Below are 16,840 nucleotides of genomic sequence, written 5' to 3'. Positions count from 1 at the left end.
GGCCTGCGAGGGGGTTCTTCGAGATTACTAAGCGGTAACTTATGCAGTCCGACTGAGACTACCCGTATCTTCCATCGCACTGTAGCCAGGGGCGAGGTGATCTGGATCGCTGAGGCTTGCCTGAGTGGCGTGGCCGGGCTGGTCAGGGGAGCTCGCGGAGGGGGTCGAGGACGAGACGGCGTACGGGGTGGGAGTGGGCGTAGGCGCGCATGTCGTGGCGGTACGCGCGGGCGCCTGTCGGCAGGAGCACGGCGAGTACGGCGGCGGTGCAGGTCGTGGCGGAGACGACGCCCCAGGGGTGAAGGGCGGCCAGGTAGGCGTAGAGGCCCACGGCGGGGGCCATCGACAGCAGCGCGTAGAAGACCGAACCGGACCAGATGGCCGACGGCTCCTCCATGAACGGCATGGAGAGGATGCCCAGCCAGCCGAGACCGATCACCCCTGTCACCGTCCAGCCGAGCCACTGGGGTCCCCAGGCCGTGGTCATCGCGTGCCATGCGGCGAGGGCGGAGAGGGCGAACCACATCAGGAGCGTTGCGTAGAGCGCCGGGCTCATGGCCTTGCGGTACGGGGTGTCGTGCCTGGCGTTGGACGGCGGGACGTCCCAGGTGGCGTGGCTGGCGGGCTCCTTGGCGTGCAGGAGGGCGAGGCAGGCGCGGAGGCGGAGGCTGGGCGGGAGGAGCTGGAGGAAACCGCGTAGGTCGGGGTCGAGGCCGGCCGCGGCGAGCAGGGCCATCGAGATGTCCAGCGCTTGCGCCTGGGTCGGGCCTGAGAGGTGTCTCTCCTCTATCTGCTCGGCGAACTGCGATGTCTTGACGCCGAGGCGAGGGCCGTCGGCGAGGAAGAACAGCGCGGGGCCAGCGAGCCCGGCGACGTCTTCGGCGACCTCATCGGGCACGCGCACTTCGGGCAGGACGGATACGCCGATGACCGTGATGGCGGCCGTGATGCGGGGATCCGGCGCTGGGAAGTCCTCGGGCACCCCGTAAGGGAGCGCCGCTTCGAGGACGTAGGCGATTCTCCCGGCGATCCTGATCAGGGAGTCGTCCGGGCCGTGCGCGAACGGACGCCAGACCCAGGGGAGTATCGGCTTGTCCTCGTCGGTGGGCGCGGTGTGCAGCGCGTCGGCGATCTCCGGGACGGTCAGCAGTTCCCCGAGGTGGTAGGGGATTGTTGCGTCCGAGTCGGAGGCTTCCCAGAGGCATCGGTTCAACGCGAGAGCGGCCTTCGGCGTTCGGATGCGCCACAGCATGTGCACCGCGCTGTCGTAATGGCGGGCCGACCTCTCGAAGTAGGGCACCGCCAGGTCGCCCATGGTGCCCAGAGCCGTCCAGGCGGTGTCTCCGAGCTGTCGCCTCATGCCGGCCAACTCCTGAGCGGCCCTCGGCAGATTCGTCGCCGCCAGCGCGGCAGCGGCCGCCCGATTGCCGGACCGGGCCTGTGCCACAAGGAAGCCGAACAGCTCCCCCCGGCGTCGATCCCCCGCCACCAGCCCGAACGCGGCGACGACCTCGTCCCCCGCCTCTCCCGCCCGCAGCCGCCCCTTGAACTCCGCCAGCACTTCCCGCTCGAACCCCTCCTCCAGGCGCTCGGCATCCGCCAGGCACAAGAACCCGAGTACGGCATCCCGCGCGTGCACCCGACGTACCACCGCCGTGCAGTCCCGCCCCACGACCCCGCACCACAGCCGTACGGTCTCCCGCCACACTCCCGGGTCCGCCTCGTACCGACGTATCAGCCCCTCGGCGTCCTCCCTGAGCGCGACCGCCGCCAGGTACTCCTGCAAGGTCAGATGCGCGAACTGATACCGATCCCCGCCGTCCACGGCCAGCAGCAGCCCGCTCCGCTCGACGATCTCCCTGAGCACGGCGTCCGCGAGCCCCACCTCCCGCCCCTGCTCCTCCAGCACGGCTCTTACGACCTTCAGTACCTCCCCCTCCGGCAGCGCCAGCCGGTCCCGTGTCCCCGCTGGGACGTCTTGGGCGGTCAGCGCCAGCCGTTGCAGTACCGCCTTCTTCAGCGGACGCGGGAACGCCGACTCGCGGCGGCGGAACAGATCGTCGACGACCTGGCGGTAGAACTCGGCGCGGGTGTGCGGCAGGGCTTCCCCGCTCTCGGCGTACTTGAAGTCGTAGAGGTACGCGATCAGCGTCAGCAGCAGCGGATTGCGCGCCAGCTGCATGATCTGAGGAGTGTCCCGCAGCGCCCCCACCAGCTGGTCCACATCCCCCGCCTGCCACGGCCAGCCGCCCAGGAACCGCCGGATCAGGTGCTCGTCGAAGTCCTGGATCCGCAGTGTCTGGTCGAAGTCGACGAACTGGCCCTCGTACACCGCCGCCCGGCAGGTCACCACCACCCGGCACTTGCGGTGCGTCTCCGTGAACTCCTTGATGAGTTCGACGACGCGGGGGCGGAGGTCAGTCGCCACCTCGTCCAGGCCGTCGAAGTACAGGGCGACATCGCCTCGGCCGAGCGCGGCCGACACCCAACTCCCCGCCCCCGGAAAGCGATGCCGCGCGAAGTGGCGTACGACGTGCTGCTCCAGGCCGATCTCCGGGTCCAGGTTCAGGCGGTGCAGATCCAGCAGGACCGGAACGGCCCGCCCGTCGCCGACGCCCTCCGACTCCACCCGCTGCCGGGCCCACGCCCACGACTCGTGCCGGAGCAGCAGCGTCTTGCCCGCCCCCGGCGCCCCCAGCACCACGCTCCGCCGCGCCCGCCGCAGCGTCGTCGCGACCTCGGTGCGGTCCGGGCCGCCCCGCAGCGGTACGTACACCGACTCCATCGGCAGCTTCAGCGCCTCGTCCGCCTGGAAGCTGACGGGGAACTCCCGGTGGCGCTCGTACAGCTCGCGCGTGTAGTTCGCCAGCGCCCGCCGCCGTAGCAAGCGGCTTCCCGCGAAACGGCCGTACAGCAGGTCCAGCAGCTGCTTCGCCCTCGCGGTCAGCCAGTCTTTGAGTGCCAGGACGAGAATCCCGGCCAAGAAGCCGCCCAGCCCGATCAGCACGCCCCACATGGAGCCTCCCCCGTGCCCCGCCCTGTTCGCGAGCCGCTCCAGATTCCCACGGTGGACGCCACGCGGGGAGAGGTTCCGGTGACCCACCGCAACCCGACAACCGATCCGATCGTGTTATTCGTACCGAATTGCTACATTCAGCCCTAAATTGGATCCGTGCTCTACGGAATCGCCGCCGCCACCTCCGCCCTGCTCCTCACCGCGCTCCTCGCCGCCCTGCTCCGTCTCCCCGCCCTGAAGCTCGGGATCGTCGAGCGGCGGCGGCAGCGGAAGGTGCCGGTGGCCGGGGGTGTGGCCGTCGTGGTTGCCACGTGTCTTGTCGCGGTGGCCGGTGACCGGACCGGTGTCGCGCCGCTCGGGGACGGGGTCGGGGAGCTGCTCGTCGCCGCGGCCGGGGTCGCCTCGCTGGGGTTCCTCGCCGATGTGCGGCGTGTGAAGCCGCGGTTTCTCGGCGCTGGTACGGCCGTCGCCGCCGCGCTCGTGGTGCCGTACGGGGAGACCGGGGTCGGGGGTGGGGTGCTCGCCGTCGGGTGGATCGTGTTCGTCGTGCTGGGGTTTCGGGCGCTTGATCATGTCGACGGGCTCGCCGGGGCCGTCGGGGTGCTCACCGCCTTCGGGGTGGGGGCCTGTGCCGCCGCCGAAGTCATGGACGGGCTTGCCGTGTTGCTCAGTGTGCTGGCCGCCGCGCTGACCGGGTTTCTCATGCACAACTGGCCGCCCGCGCGCGCGGGGCTCGGTTCGTGCGGGGCGATGTTCGCCGGGTTCCTGCTCGCCTCGGCGGCCGTGACGGCACGGGCGGGGTACGGGCTCGCCTCCACCGCGGCCGTGTTCGCCGGGCTCGGGATCGTGGTCGCCGCCGATGTGCTGTTGGTGGTGCTGTCCCGGCGGGGTGGGGGGAGGGGGGTGCGGCTCGGGCATCGGTTGCGGCGGCTCGGGCTCACTCCGCAGGGGATCGTCGTCGTCCTCGGACTTGTTGCCTTCTCGGGGGTACTCGTCGCCGTTCTCGTGCACCTCGGAACCATCGCCGCGTCCGGGGCGCTCTGGGTCGTCGTCGGTGCCCTCGTCGGCGTGATCGGACTGCTGCGTATCAAGCCCTCCAGTGCGGCTCGATCCGCGTCTCCGCAGGTCAGAGGCCAGTTGCGTGTAAGGAACGGATAAGAGTTGAGTGGCCTCGACTCAGGTCTGTTGACCGGGCGGCGGACGTCATGCACACTTGAGTCCGTTCCACTCAAGTCAGCTGGAGGAAATCACCATGGCACGTGCGGTCGGCATCGACCTGGGCACGACTAACTCCGTCGTCAGCGTTCTGGAGGGCGGCGAGCCCACCGTCATCACCAACGCCGAGGGTGCCAGGACCACGCCGTCCGTCGTCGCCTTCGCGAAGAACGGTGAGGTGCTGGTCGGCGAGGTCGCCAAGCGCCAGGCGGTCACGAACGTGGACCGGACCATCCGTTCCGTGAAGCGTCACATGGGCACCGACTGGAAGATCGAGCTCGACGGGAAGCCCTTCAACCCGCAGCAGATCTCCGCGTTCATCCTGCAGAAGCTGAAGCGGGACGCCGAGGCCTACCTGGGCGAGAAGGTGACCGACGCGGTCATCACCGTTCCCGCCTACTTCAACGACTCCGAGCGTCAGGCGACGAAGGAAGCCGGCGAGATCGCCGGTCTCAACGTCCTTCGTATCGTCAACGAGCCCACCGCGGCCGCGCTCGCGTACGGCCTCGACAAGGACGACCAGACGATCCTCGTCTTCGACCTCGGTGGCGGCACCTTCGACGTGTCCCTCCTGGAGATCGGCGACGGCGTCGTCGAGGTGAAGGCCACCAACGGTGACAACCACCTCGGTGGTGACGACTGGGACCAGCGCGTCGTCGACTACCTGGTGCAGCAGTTCAAGGCCGGCCACGGCGTGGACCTCGCCAAGGACAAGATGGCGCTCCAGCGTCTGCGCGAGGCCGCCGAGAAGGCGAAGATCGAGCTGTCCTCGTCCACCGAGACCTCGATCAACCTGCCCTACATCACCGCCTCCGCCGAGGGCCCGCTGCACCTCGACGAGAAGCTCACGCGCGCCCAGTTCCAGCAGCTGACGGCCGACCTGCTGGAGCGCTGCAAGACGCCGTTCCACAACGTCATCAAGGACGCCGGCATCTCCATCAACGAGATCGACCACGTCGTCCTCGTCGGCGGCTCCACCCGTATGCCCGCCGTCGCCGAGCTCGTCAAGGAGCTGACCGGTGGCAACGAGGCGAACAAGGGCGTCAACCCGGACGAGGTCGTCGCCATCGGCGCCGCCCTCCAGGCCGGTGTCCTCAAGGGTGAGGTCAAGGACGTCCTGCTCCTCGACGTGACCCCGCTGTCCCTCGGTATCGAGACCAAGGGCGGCATCATGACCAAGCTCATCGAGCGGAACACGACGATCCCGACCAAGCGGTCCGAGATCTTCACCACCGCCGAGGACAACCAGCCCTCCGTACAGATCCAGGTCTACCAGGGCGAGCGCGAGATCGCGGCGTACAACAAGAAGCTCGGGATGTTCGAGCTGACCGGTCTGCCGCCGGCCCCGCGCGGTGTCCCGCAGATCGAGGTCGCCTTCGACATCGACGCCAACGGCATCATGCACGTGACCGCGAAGGACCTCGGCACGGGCAAGGAGCAGAAGATGACCGTCACCGGCGGCTCCTCGCTGCCGAAGGACGAGGTCGACCGGATGCGCCAGGAGGCCGAGAAGTACGCGGAGGAGGACCACGCCCGCCGCGAGGCCGCCGAGACCCGCAACCAGGGCGAGCAGCTCGTCTACCAGACGGAGAAGTTCCTCAAGGACAACGAGGACAAGGTCCCCGGCGAGGTCAAGACCGAGGTCGAGGCCGCTGTCGAGGAGCTGAAGGCCGCGCTCAAGGGCGAGGACACCGCCGAGATCCGCACCGCCACCGAGAAGGTCGCGGCCGTCTCGCAGAAGGTCGGCCAGGCGATGTACGCCGACGCCCAGGCGGCCCAGGCCGCGGGTGGCGCCGGTACCGAGGCCCCCAAGGCCGACGACGACGTCGTCGACGCCGAGATCGTCGACGAGGACCGTAAGGACGGTGCCGCGTGACGGAGGAGACCCCGGGCTTCGACGAGAAGCCTGACGTCCCCTCCGGCGCCACCCCCGACGACGCCGAGTCGAAGGCCGCCACCTCGCCCAACGGCGAGGGGGCGGCCCCGGCCGGGGACGCAACAGCACAGATCGCCGGTCTGACCGCGCAGCTGGACCAGTCCCGCAAGGCGCTCGAAGAGCGCACCACGGACCTCCAGCGGCTCCAGGCCGAGTTCCAGAACTACCGCCGCCGCGTGGAGCGGGACCGGATCACGGTCAAGGAGATCGCCATCGCGAACCTCCTGACCGAACTCCTGCCCGTGCTCGACGACATCGGCCGCGCGCGCGAACACGGCGAGTTCGTCGGCGGATTCAAGTCCGTCGGGGAGTCGCTGGAGACCGTCGCGGCGAAGATGGGTCTGCAGCAGTTCGGCAAGGAGGGCGAGCCCTTCGACCCGACGATCCACGAGGCCCTGATGCACAGCTACGCGCCCGACGTCACCGAGACGACGTGCGTGGCGATCCTGCAGCCCGGGTATCGCATCGGCGAGCGCACCATCCGCCCCGCGCGGGTGGCCGTCGCCGAGCCGCAGCCCGGCGCGCAGACGGTCAAGGCCGAGGAGGACTCCAAGGCCGACGACAAGGACAACGGCCCTGAGGAGGGCTGAGGTCGACACTGAGCAGGACACCGGAAAGGGGGCGCGTCGAGGATGAGCACCAAGGACTTCATCGAGAAGGACTTCTACAAGGTCCTCGGCGTCCCCAAGGACGCCACCGAGGCCGAGATCAAGAAGGCGTACCGGAAGCTCGCCCGCGAGTACCACCCGGACGCCAACAAGGGCAACGTCAAGGCCGAGGAGCGCTTCAAGGAGATCTCCGAGGCGAACGACGTCCTCGGTGACCCCAAGAAGCGCAAGGAGTACGACGACGCCCGCGCGCTCTTCGGCAACGGCGGCTTCCGCCCGGGGCCGGGCGCGGGCGGCGGCTCCTTCAACTTCGACCTGGGCGACCTCTTCGGAGGCGGCGCCCAGGGCGGTGGCGGCCAGGGTTCCGGCGGTTTCGGCGGCGGCATCGGGGATGTCTTCGGCGGTCTGTTCAACCGCGGCGGCGCGGGGACGACCCGTACCCAGCCCCGCCGCGGCCAGGACATCGACACCGAGGTCACGCTGAGCTTCACGGAGGCCATCGAGGGCGCCACGGTCCCCCTGCGGATGTCCTCGCAGGCCCCCTGCAAGGCATGCTCCGGCACCGGCGACAAGAACGGCACACCGCGCGTCTGCCCGACCTGCGTCGGCACGGGTCAGGTGGCGAGGGGCTCCGGCGGAGGGTTCTCCCTCACCGACCCCTGCCCGGACTGCAAGGGCCGCGGACTGATGGCCGAGCACCCCTGCTTGGAGTGCAAGGGCAGCGGCCGCGCCAAGTCGTCCCGCACGATGCAGGTCCGCATCCCCGCCGGGGTGACGGACAGCCAGCGCATCCGGCTGCGCGGCAAGGGAGCGCCGGGCGAGCGCGGCGGCCCGGCCGGTGACCTGTACGTCACCGTCCACGTCGACGCCCACCCGGTCTTCGGCCGCAAGGACGACAACCTCACGGTGACCGTCCCCGTGACCTTCACGGAGGCGGCCCTCGGCGGCGAGGTCAGGGTCCCGACCCTGGGCGGACCGCCGGTCACCCTGAAACTGCCGCCCGGCACCCCCAACGGCCGCACCATGCGCGCCCGCGGCAAGGGCGCGGTCCGCAAGGACGGCACCCGCGGCGACCTCCTGGTCACCGTCGAGGTGAGTGTCCCGAAGGACCTGACGGGGAAGGCTCGTGACGCACTGGAGGCGTATCGCGAGGCGACCGCGGACGAGGATCCGCGGGCGGAGCTGTTCCAGGCCGCGAAGGGAGCATGATCGAGATGGACGGCCGTCGACGCAACCCGTATGAACTGACCGAGGAGACCCCGGTCTACGTCATCTCGGTGGCGGCCCAGCTGTCCGGCCTGCACCCGCAGACCCTCCGTCAGTACGACCGCCTCGGCCTGGTCTCCCCCGACCGCACCGCAGGGCGGGGCCGCCGCTACTCGGCCCGCGACATCGAACTGCTGCGCACCGTCCAGCAGTTGTCGCAGGACGAGGGCATCAACCTCGCCGGCATCAAACGCATCATCGAGCTGGAGAACCAGGTAGCCGCCCTCCAGTCCCGCGTAGCCGAGATGGAGGCCGCCCTGGAGGGCGCCGCCGCGGCGATGCAGCAACGGGAGGCGGCGGTACACGCGTCGTACCGACGGGATCTGGTGCCGTATCAGGAAGTGCAGCAGACCAGCGCGCTGGTGGTGTGGCGGCCCAAGGGGCGCCAGGACTGACGTGAGCAGTAGGTGAAAGGGGCCGGGCGCCATCGCGCCGGGCCCCTTTCTTTTTGCTGGTCAGGCCGCCGGGGTGGCCGACACCTCGGCGGACAGCGCGGACTCCACGCCGTACACGCTGACGGTGGCGACGGCGTAGTAGTACGTCGTGCCGTTGGTCAGCCCGGAGTCGGTGTAGTCGCTGCTCTGGGTCAGGACGGCCGACTCGGCGTTCTCCTTGGTGACCCCGGGGGTCGTCGAGCGGTACACGCGGTAGGCGACGACGGCCGGGTTGCCCGGGCTGTTCGGCGGGGTGCCCCAGATCAGCCGTACCTGCCCGTCACCCGGGATGACATCGGACACCGCGGTGGGCAGCGGAGTGTCCGACACCTCCACCACCTGCGGCTTGAACGAGTTCGAGGGCGCGGACCGCACACCGTACGACGACACCGCGACGACGGCGTAGTAGTAGTCCCGCTCGTCCTCGGCGACCGTGGCCGTGAACGTCCCGGTCGAACCGCCGAAGTGGTTGGCGGCGACGGTCGTGTCCACGGGGGTGGTGCGGGAGCGGTACACCTCGTACGACGACACCGGGACGTACCCCGAGTTCTCGAAGCTCATGGAGAGCTGGTCGCCCACGATCTGGGGGTTCATGATGGAGGGCTTCCGGGGAACGCTGCTCGGTCCGACAGGCCGCGTGGCGTTGACGGGGGTGCTCACGCTCGACTGGTTGCCCGCCGCGTCCACGGCCGTGACCATGTAGGAGTAGAGCTGCCCGGCCTCGGCGCCGGTGTCCCGGTAGGCCGTGGTGGACGACGACCCGATCAGGGTTCCGCTGAGCGGTGAAGTCCCGCGGTAGACGTTGTACTTCACCGTGTCCGCACCCGGCTTCTGCCAGGTCAGCGTGATCCCGCCCTCGTCCGCCGAGGCGACCGTGAGGCCCTCGGGCTTCAGCGGCGCGACGGTGTCCACGGTGGCCGACACGACGTTCGAGTACGGCGACGCGGCGCCGGCGGCGTTCAGCGACCGCACCTTGTAGGTGTAGGGCACGTTGGCGGTCACCTCGGAGTCCGCGTACGCGGGGGAGTCGACCACCGCGAGGAGCCCGAAGTTCCCGGTGTCCCCGAAGGCGCGGTACACCTCGTACGACTTCACACCCGAAGCGGCCTGCCAGGTAAGGGAGTTCGCCTTGTTCGACGACGTCGCCGTCAGCCCCTGCGGTGCGGCGAACACCGTGGTGACGGGCTTGTCGGCGGTACCGGGGGAGGTGTTGCCGGCCTTGTCGTAGGCGCGGATCTCGTAGTAGTAGGTCTCGCCGGTCGCGGGCGGGGTGTCGGTGTACGAGGTGGCCGTGGCGGTGGTCGTGGCGACCTTCGTCCAGGAGCCGCTGCCTTTGAGACGGCGGTGGACCTGGTAGCCCGCGAGGTCCATCTCCTTGTTCTTGGACCAGGTGAGCTTGGCCTTGCGGGTCGCGGCGTCGTACGCCGCCGAAGTCCCGGTCGGGGTGAGGGGCTTGACCTTGTCGACGGACGCCGACGTGCGCGGGGTGTACGTGAACTTGACCTTGGCTGCGCCGGTCCAGTTGACGTAGTCGACGCGAAGGGTGTGCTTGCCGCTGGGGATGGTGACGTTGACGGTCTTGGAGACGGTCGACGAGGTGTTCTTCCAGAGGCTGATCTTGCGTACGCCGTCGACGTACACGCGAATGCCGTCGAGCCCGGAGGCGGCGAGGGAGAAGGGTCCGCCGGAGCCGAAGTCCCGTGTCACCGACCACCGCACGCCGAAGTTGTTCGACGGCAGACCCGAAGTCGGGGCGCCCGTGCCCCAGTTCTGGTCGATGGCGTTGTCGCAGTCCGTCTTCTTCGGGGTGCCCGAGAAGGTGGTGTTCGCGAAGAACTGCCGTTTGAAGACGGGAGAAGTGCACGTCGTCGCCGCGGATGCGGGTGTGACGGTGAGCAGGGTGCCCGCGGTGGCGAGCACGACGGCGGTGGAGGTGATGGCCGCCGTACGTCTGGCTGGGTTCATTCCGTCCCTCGGTCGTGTCCGTCGGTGACGCGCGGAGAACGCGCCGCCGACGGACACGACCTGTGGGGACGGGAGTTGGTTGTAATCGATCTCCTGTGAATTACCGGAGCCGGTGACTCACCGGTAGACCATGACCTCCACGGAACCCGACTCGCCCGTACGGCCGTACGCGTCCACAGCGGACACGGTCACCGTGCACGGGCCGGTGTACTGCGGGGTCCAGGAGAGGGAGTCCGACGTCGTGGTCCGCGTGCCGCTGGAGCCGCAGGCGCCGCTGATCTCCCAGGAGTACCCCTGGAGCACGCGTCCCTCGTCACCGGCGCCGGGCTTGATGCCGACCTGGATGGGGACCCGGGTGCCGCCCTCGGAGACCACGGTCAGCTGCGGGGCTGTGGGGCCGGTCGGGGTGGCGGGGGTGAGGCGGTCGACGGTGAGCTGGGCGCCGGGTACCGACTCGACTCCCGAGGCGTCGACGGCGGCGACGTAGTAGTACGCGGCCCCCTTCGGCGCCGAGGTGTCCTCGTACGACCAGGCCGACGCCCCGGTGCTGCCCAGGAGCGCCCAGGCGCCGTTCGCGGAGGTGCGGCGGTAGATGTGGAACCCGGTGACCGTGCCGTCCTCCGACGGCGTCCACGTGAGATGGGTGGACGCGTCGCCGGGCTCGCCCTCCAGGGCGGTCGGGGCGGGCGTCGTGGACGCGACGGGGCGCGTGACCGTCACGGCCTCGGAGACCGGAGAGAGGTTCTGGGCGGCGTCGACGGCCTGCACGGTGTACGAGTACGCCGTACCGGCGTCCGCGATGACATCCGTGTACGACGTCCCGAACACGGGCTGCGGCCCGTCCGGGTCGCTCTGCCCCACCGGCGCGGCCCACACCAGGTAGTGGTCCACGTCCGTCGACGAAGACGCCTGCCACGTCAGGGCGTTGCCCGCGGTCGTCCCCGTGGCCGCCACTGCGGTCGCGGCGGCGGGCGCGGTGCGGTCGGCGGTAGTGACCAGCTGGTCCGCCGTCCCCGCGGACTCGTTGCCGGCCTTGTCGTAGGCGCGGACCTCGTAGTAGTACGCCGCGCCGGTCACCGGGAGGGTGGCGTCGGTGGCGGAGACGGACGTCGTGGTGGCGACCTTCGTCCAGGCGGAACTGCCCTTGAGGCGGCGGTAGACGCGGTAGCCCGCGAGGTCCATCTCCTTGTTCTTGGCCCAGGAGACCTTCGCCTTGCCGGTGGCGGAGTCGTACGAGACCGAAGTCCCGGTCGGGGAAAGGGGCTTGGTCTTGTCCACGGTCGCCGACGTCCGGGGTGTGTACGCGAACTTGACCTTGGCGGCGCCGGTCCAGTTGACGTAGTCGACGCGGAGGGTGTGTTTGCCCTTGGGGATGGTGACGTTGACGGTCTTGCTCACCGTCTTCGTCACGTTCTTCCACAGGTCGATCTTGCGGACGCCGTCGACGTAGACGCGGATGCCGTCCAGGCCGGAGGCGGCGAGGGTGAAAGGTCCGCCGGAGCCGAAGTCCCGTGTCACCGACCAGCGGACGCCGAAGTTGTTCGACGGCAGGCCGGAGGCGGGTGCCCCGTTCCAGCTCTGGTCGATGGCGTTGTCGCAGTCGGTCTTCTTCGGGGTGCCGGAGAAGGTGGTGTTCGCGAAGAACTGCCGCTTGAAGAGCGGGGAGTTGCAGGTCGTCGCGGCGGACGCGGGCGCGGCGACCAGGGTGAGCAGGCCGCCCGTGGTGGCGAGCACCACGGCTGCGGCTGCGGGGAGGGTGGGTCTCATCTGGGGTCAGGCTCCGCTCGGCAGGGACACGCTGGAGTCCACGTTGCTGAAGGTCTCCGAGCCGTCCGCGGCGACGACCGAGAGCACGTAGTAGACGGTCGTGCCGCGGGGCACGGTGGAATCGACGTAACGGGTGACCGTGGGCGCCAGTGGGGTGTCCGTCACGCGGACGTAGGTGCTCGTCGCGGGGTCCCAGCGGTACACGTTGATGCCGGTGGCCTCGGTGGCCACCGAGTCGGCGCAGTCGATGTACATGCCGCCCTCGCTGCCGAGGACCGTCCATGCGGTCAGGGTGCAGGGCGCGGTGTCCTCGGGGATCACCGTCGGGGTGAGGTCGAGTTCGGTGACGGCGACCTTGGATACGGGCTGGCTCCACGCGGTGACGTCGGGATCGTTCGAGTCCTCGTAGGTACGGGAGTTGCCGTAGATGTCGACTGCGACCACGACGTAGGTCGTGGACTCGCCGTCCGCCCGCTCGGGGCCCACGACGAACTCGGAGGTGCCTGCCGGTGCGCTGCCGATGTACTCCGGGTCCTGCCACGAATTCGGCTGCTCGTAGATCCAGTACTTCGCGAGGTCCGTGGCCGTGCTGTCGTCCCAGTCCAGCCTGACGCCGTACGCCAGTGGCTCCGCGGTCAGGCCGGTCACGTTCGGCGGCGGGATCTCGTCGCCGGGGCGGGTGACGGTCAGGTCCGCCGAGCCCGTGGACCAGCGGCCCGCGGTGTTCTTCCGGATCATGACGTAGTGGTACGTGGCACCCTGGTCGCCGTCGTAGTCGACGCAGGAGCGGACCGTGTTGCCGGCCGCGTCCGTGCTCGTCTTGCGGCTGCGGCAGGCGGTGAGGTTCTCCGAACTGATCTCCACCGGGGAGGTCGTCGACCGGTAGACCTCGTAGTCGGCGGTGTCGCCCCCGGCCGCCTCGGTCCAGGTGAACACCGCGCCGTAACTCGGCACGGTCGCCGTCACGTTCTGCGGCGGGAGGATGGTACGGGTGCTGCTGACCACGGCGGAGGTGGCCTGGTTACCGGCCTTGTCGGCCGCGGTGACCTTGTAGTTGTAGGCGGTGCCGTAGCTCGCGGTGGTGTCGGCGTAGGCGGTCGAGGTGGTCTCGGCGAGCTGCGTGTACGAGGTCGCGGTGGCCTTCTTGCGGAGGACCAGGTACGTGACCGCGTCCGTGGAGGCCGTCCAGGTGAGGTTGTTGGATGCCTCCACGCCCTCGGCGGTGACGACGGGAGCGGCGGGCGCGGTCGTGTCCCAGGTGCTGATCGGCCCCACGTCGGTGCTGCCGGAGGACTCGTTGCCCGCCTTGTCGTAGGCGCGGATCTCGTACATGTAGTACTGGCCGGTCTGCGGCGGTACGTCCGTGTACGTGGTACCGGTCGTGGTGGCGACCTTCGTCCAGGCGCTGGTGCCCTGCACCCGCCGGTAGACGCGGTACCCGGCGAGGTCCATCTCCTTGTTCTTCGCCCAGCCGAGGATGGCGCTGGAGGAGTACTCCTCGTCCCACCAGTCGGCGGTGGGGTTCGCCGGCGCGAGCGGCTTGACCTTGTCGACGGACGCCGACGTCCTCGGGGTGTACGTGAACTTGACCTTGGCGGCGCCGGTCCAGTTGACGTAGTCGACGCGGAGGGTGTGTTTGCCCTTGGGGATGGTGACGTTGACGGTCTTGCTCACCGTCTTCGTCACGTTCTTCCACAGGTCGATCTTGCGGACGCCGTCGACGTAGACGCGGATGCCGTCCAGGCCGGAGGCGGCGAGGGTGAAAGGTCCGCCGGAGCCGAAGTCCCGTGTCACCGACCAGCGGACGCCGAAGTTGTTCGACGGCAGACCGGAGGCGGGGGCGCCGCTCCAGGTCTGGTCGATGGCGTTGTCGCAGTCCGTCTTCTTCGGGGTGCCGGAGAAGGTGGTGTTCGCGAAGAACTGCCGTTTGAAGACCGGGGAGGTGCAGGTGGTCGCGGCGGAGGCGGGCGTGATGGCGAGGAGTGTGCCCGCGGTGGTGAGGACGACGGCGGTCGCGGTGGCCGCGGTCGTGCGTCTGGCTGGGTTCATCGGTTCTTTCGGTCCAGGTGGTTACGAGTGGTCAACGGAGGGCGAGGGCCCGGAGATCTCTCTCCGGGCCCCCTTCTCTTTGTGCGTGCGGGCTCAGAGCCAGGAGTCCCAGATGCCGTACGCCGTCGGCGTGGTCGCGGCCTCCGCGCCGGTCGCGTCCAGGCGGACCACGCGGTAGTAGTACAGGCCGAGCGTGTCCTCGTGGACCGTCTTGTCCATGTAGAACACGGCGTCGTACATCGTGCCCTCGGTGAGGGTGACGTAGGAGGTCGACGTCGGGTCCCAGCGCTCCACGCGGTAGGTCGCGAAGCGGGAGCAGTCGCCGAGGCCGGAGCTCTCGGAGCAGCCGACGTAGAGCTCCGGGTACTGGTCCTCGTTGATGTCGGTCCCCGTCCAGCCCGGCGGGCGGGTGTCGGGCAGGGTGACGGACAGCTCGGCGGGGTGGTAGGCCTCCGGGCCCGCGTACCAGGGGATCAGAGGGGAGCCGTCGGTCGCGGCCACCTTGTATGTGTGCGCGGCGCCGTCGGGGACGGTCGGGCAGAGGATCTCGGTCGCGGCCAGGGAACTGCCGGTCCAGCAGTTCTCCTTCCACTCCGTCTCACCGGTCTCCGGGTCCGTCACGCCCTGCCACACCTTGTAGCCCGTGACGTCGTCGTCGGCCGGCGGCGTCCAGGTCAGGCGCACCCCGAGCGGGATCTGCTCGGCGGCCAGGTTCTCCACCGGGGCCGGGCGCACGGTGTCCGGCGTGGTCGCGGTGGCGGCGGGACCGGGCCCCGACTCATGGCCGTACGGGTCGATCGTGACGACCGTGTAGTCGTACGTCGTCTCGGAGGCGCCGGAGACGTCCCAGCAGACGCCGTTGATCTGCCGGGCGCCGGCGTAGTCGGGGGCGTCGCCGGTGTTCCAGGTCCAGTACGTCTCGGGGTCGGTCAGCGGCAGGTCCTGCGAGCTGTTGGGCTTGCAGGCGGTGACCGTGCTGCTCTCGCCGGTCGCCTTGTCGGTGCGGGTGATCCGGTAGGTGAGGAGCGGGTCGCCGTCGCCGAACGTCCACGGGTCGGCGCTGCTCCACTCGATCATCACCCCCTCGTCGAACCGGCTCGCGGTGGTGCGGAACGGCGCGATCGCCTCCGGCCGGTCCGCCATCGTCAGCGTGACCTCCACGGGCGCGGCCGCGTTGCCCTTCGCGTCCACCGAACGCACCGCGTACCGGTAGCTGTCGGCGACCGCGACCCGCTGCTGCGGCACGGCGTCGGTGCCCGTGGTGGTGGTCGGGGTGGTGGCCGAGGAGTCGTCCGTGGCGCCGGGCAGCGCGTCCAGCCAGCCGCCGGTCACCGCGTCGTACTGGAGGACCTGGTACGAGGCCGCCCCGTCGACCGCCGACCACACCACGTGCGGAACGCCCGCCGTGTACTCGACGTGCGCGTCGGCCGCGGTCGCCGGCGGCGTCAGGTCCGAGGTGGTGAAGGTGGCGGCGGGCGAGTACGCGGACCAGTTCCCGACCGCGTCCCGCGCCCGGCCCCGGTACGTCACCTTGCTGCCGTCGGCGGCGTAACCGGTGTCGCAGATCGCGCCCTTGGTGCCGGTGTAGACGGTGGTCCAGGTGTTGGTGGAGGTGTTCAGCCGCTGCATCTCGTACAGCGCGATGTCGGCCTTGTTCTCGGCGGTCGTGATCAACTCCGGGGCCGCGTAGGGCTGGTCCACCGGGCACGCGTCCATCTCGACGAACGGCGCGGCGGGCGGGGTGGTGTCCACGCTCGTCACCGCCTGGTCGGCGGTGCCGGCCGAGACATTGCCCGCCTTGTCGTAGGCGCGGACCTCGTAGTAGTACGTCGCGCCGGTGGGCGGCGGGCTGTCGGTGTACGACGTGGAGGTGGTCGTCGCGAGCGCCTTGCTGCCGAACGAGGTGCCCTTGAGGCGCCGGTAGAGCTTGTACCCGGCGAGGTCCATCTCCTTGTTCTTCGCCCAGCCGACCTTGGCCTTGTTGCCGCTCTTGTCGTACGAGACGGAGACCCCGGCCGGGGTGAGGGGCTTGACCTTGTCGACGGACGCCGACGTGCGCGGGGTGTACGTGAACTTGACCTTGGCGGCGCCGGTCCAGTTGACGTAGTCGACGCGGAGGGTGTGCTTGCCGGACGGGATGGTGACGTTGACGGTCTTGGAGACGGTCGACGAGGTGTTCTTCCAGAGGCTGATCTTGCGTACGCCGTCGACGTACACGCGAATGCCGTCGAGCCCGGAGGCGGCGAGGGAGAAGGGTCCGCCGGAGCCGAAGTCCCGTGTCACCGACCACCGCACGCCGAAGTTGTTCGAGGGGAGGCCGGTGGCGGGGGCGCCGCTCCAGCTTTGGTCGATGGCGTTGTCGCAGTCCGTCTTCTTCGCGGCGCCGGAGAAGGTGGTGTTCGCGAAGAACTGCCGCTTGAACACCGGAGAGTTGCAGGTGGTCGCGGCGGACGCGGGCGTGATGGCGAGGAGTGTGCCCGCGGTGGCGAGCACGACGGCGGCCGAGGTCGCGGCCGTCGTGCGTCTGGCTGGGTTCATCGGTTCCTTCGGTCCTGATCGTCAACAGCAGGCAAAGCCGTTGATG

The 16,840-nt window shown here is 69.7% G+C and carries 10 protein-coding genes; 5 read left to right on the top strand and 5 right to left on the bottom strand.

Features of this window, described 5'->3' with window-relative positions:
• Positions 1–142: 142 nt before the first annotated feature.
• Complete coding sequence (locus ABZ928_RS10120; protein ID WP_361516646.1) at positions 143–3,016, bottom strand: NACHT domain-containing protein; 2,874 nt, start codon at positions 3,014–3,016, stop codon at positions 143–145.
• A 156-nt stretch (positions 3,017–3,172) separates the two neighbouring features.
• Here ABZ928_RS10120 and ABZ928_RS10115 point away from each other — a divergent pair, with 156 nt between their 5' ends.
• From ABZ928_RS10115 to ABZ928_RS10095, 5 genes are all read left to right on the top strand, one after another.
• On the top strand, positions 3,173–4,174 hold the full coding sequence (locus ABZ928_RS10115) for an undecaprenyl/decaprenyl-phosphate alpha-N-acetylglucosaminyl 1-phosphate transferase (RefSeq protein ID WP_361516644.1): 1,002 nt from the start codon (positions 3,173–3,175) through the stop codon (positions 4,172–4,174).
• Between the two features lie 94 nt (positions 4,175–4,268).
• Entirely contained in the window at positions 4,269–6,107 is a 1,839-nt protein-coding gene (gene dnaK / locus ABZ928_RS10110) for a molecular chaperone DnaK (RefSeq protein WP_361516642.1), read from the top strand.
• Positions 6,104–6,757: a nucleotide exchange factor GrpE gene (gene grpE, locus ABZ928_RS10105; RefSeq protein WP_361516641.1), complete on the top strand. Its 654-nt coding sequence runs from the start codon at positions 6,104–6,106 to the stop codon at positions 6,755–6,757. Before dnaK ends, grpE begins: the two co-directional genes overlap by 4 nt.
• Positions 6,758–6,799: 42 nt before the next feature.
• A complete protein-coding gene (dnaJ, locus tag ABZ928_RS10100) occupies positions 6,800–7,984 on the top strand; it encodes a molecular chaperone DnaJ (RefSeq protein ID WP_361516639.1) in 1,185 nt (394 codons plus the stop codon).
• A gap of 5 nt (positions 7,985–7,989) precedes the next feature.
• A complete protein-coding gene (locus ABZ928_RS10095; protein ID WP_289920736.1) occupies positions 7,990–8,436 on the top strand; it encodes a helix-turn-helix domain-containing protein in 447 nt (148 codons plus the stop codon).
• A gap of 60 nt (positions 8,437–8,496) precedes the next feature.
• Here ABZ928_RS10095 and ABZ928_RS10090 read toward each other — a convergent pair whose 3' ends face one another.
• The 4 genes from ABZ928_RS10090 to ABZ928_RS10075 all read right to left on the bottom strand — a co-directional run bounded on the left by ABZ928_RS10090 (position 8,497) and on the right by ABZ928_RS10075 (position 16,794).
• The gene (locus tag ABZ928_RS10090; RefSeq protein ID WP_361516637.1) at positions 8,497–10,440 is read right to left on the bottom strand and encodes a PA14 domain-containing protein; all 1,944 of its coding nucleotides are present in this window, start codon (positions 10,438–10,440) and stop codon (positions 8,497–8,499) included.
• Positions 10,441–10,557: 117 nt separating this feature from the next.
• Positions 10,558–12,207 carry a PA14 domain-containing protein gene (locus ABZ928_RS10085; protein WP_361516636.1) on the bottom strand — a complete coding sequence of 550 codons (1,650 nt, stop codon included), beginning with the start codon at positions 12,205–12,207 and terminating at the stop codon, positions 10,558–10,560.
• A gap of 6 nt (positions 12,208–12,213) precedes the next feature.
• Positions 12,214–14,256 (bottom strand): PA14 domain-containing protein, encoded by a 2,043-nt coding sequence (locus ABZ928_RS10080; RefSeq protein WP_361516634.1) that lies wholly within the window; start codon positions 14,254–14,256, stop codon positions 12,214–12,216.
• A 93-nt stretch (positions 14,257–14,349) separates the two neighbouring features.
• Complete coding sequence (locus tag ABZ928_RS10075) at positions 14,350–16,794, bottom strand: PA14 domain-containing protein (protein WP_361516632.1); 2,445 nt, start codon at positions 16,792–16,794, stop codon at positions 14,350–14,352.
• Between the last annotated feature and the right edge of the window lie 46 nt (positions 16,795–16,840).

The sequence above is a fragment of the Streptomyces sp. NPDC046909 genome, assembly GCF_040644695.1.
In the GTDB taxonomy this organism is placed as follows: domain Bacteria; phylum Actinomycetota; class Actinomycetes; order Streptomycetales; family Streptomycetaceae; genus Streptomyces.
This window is presented reverse-complemented; position numbering and strand designations above follow the sequence as displayed.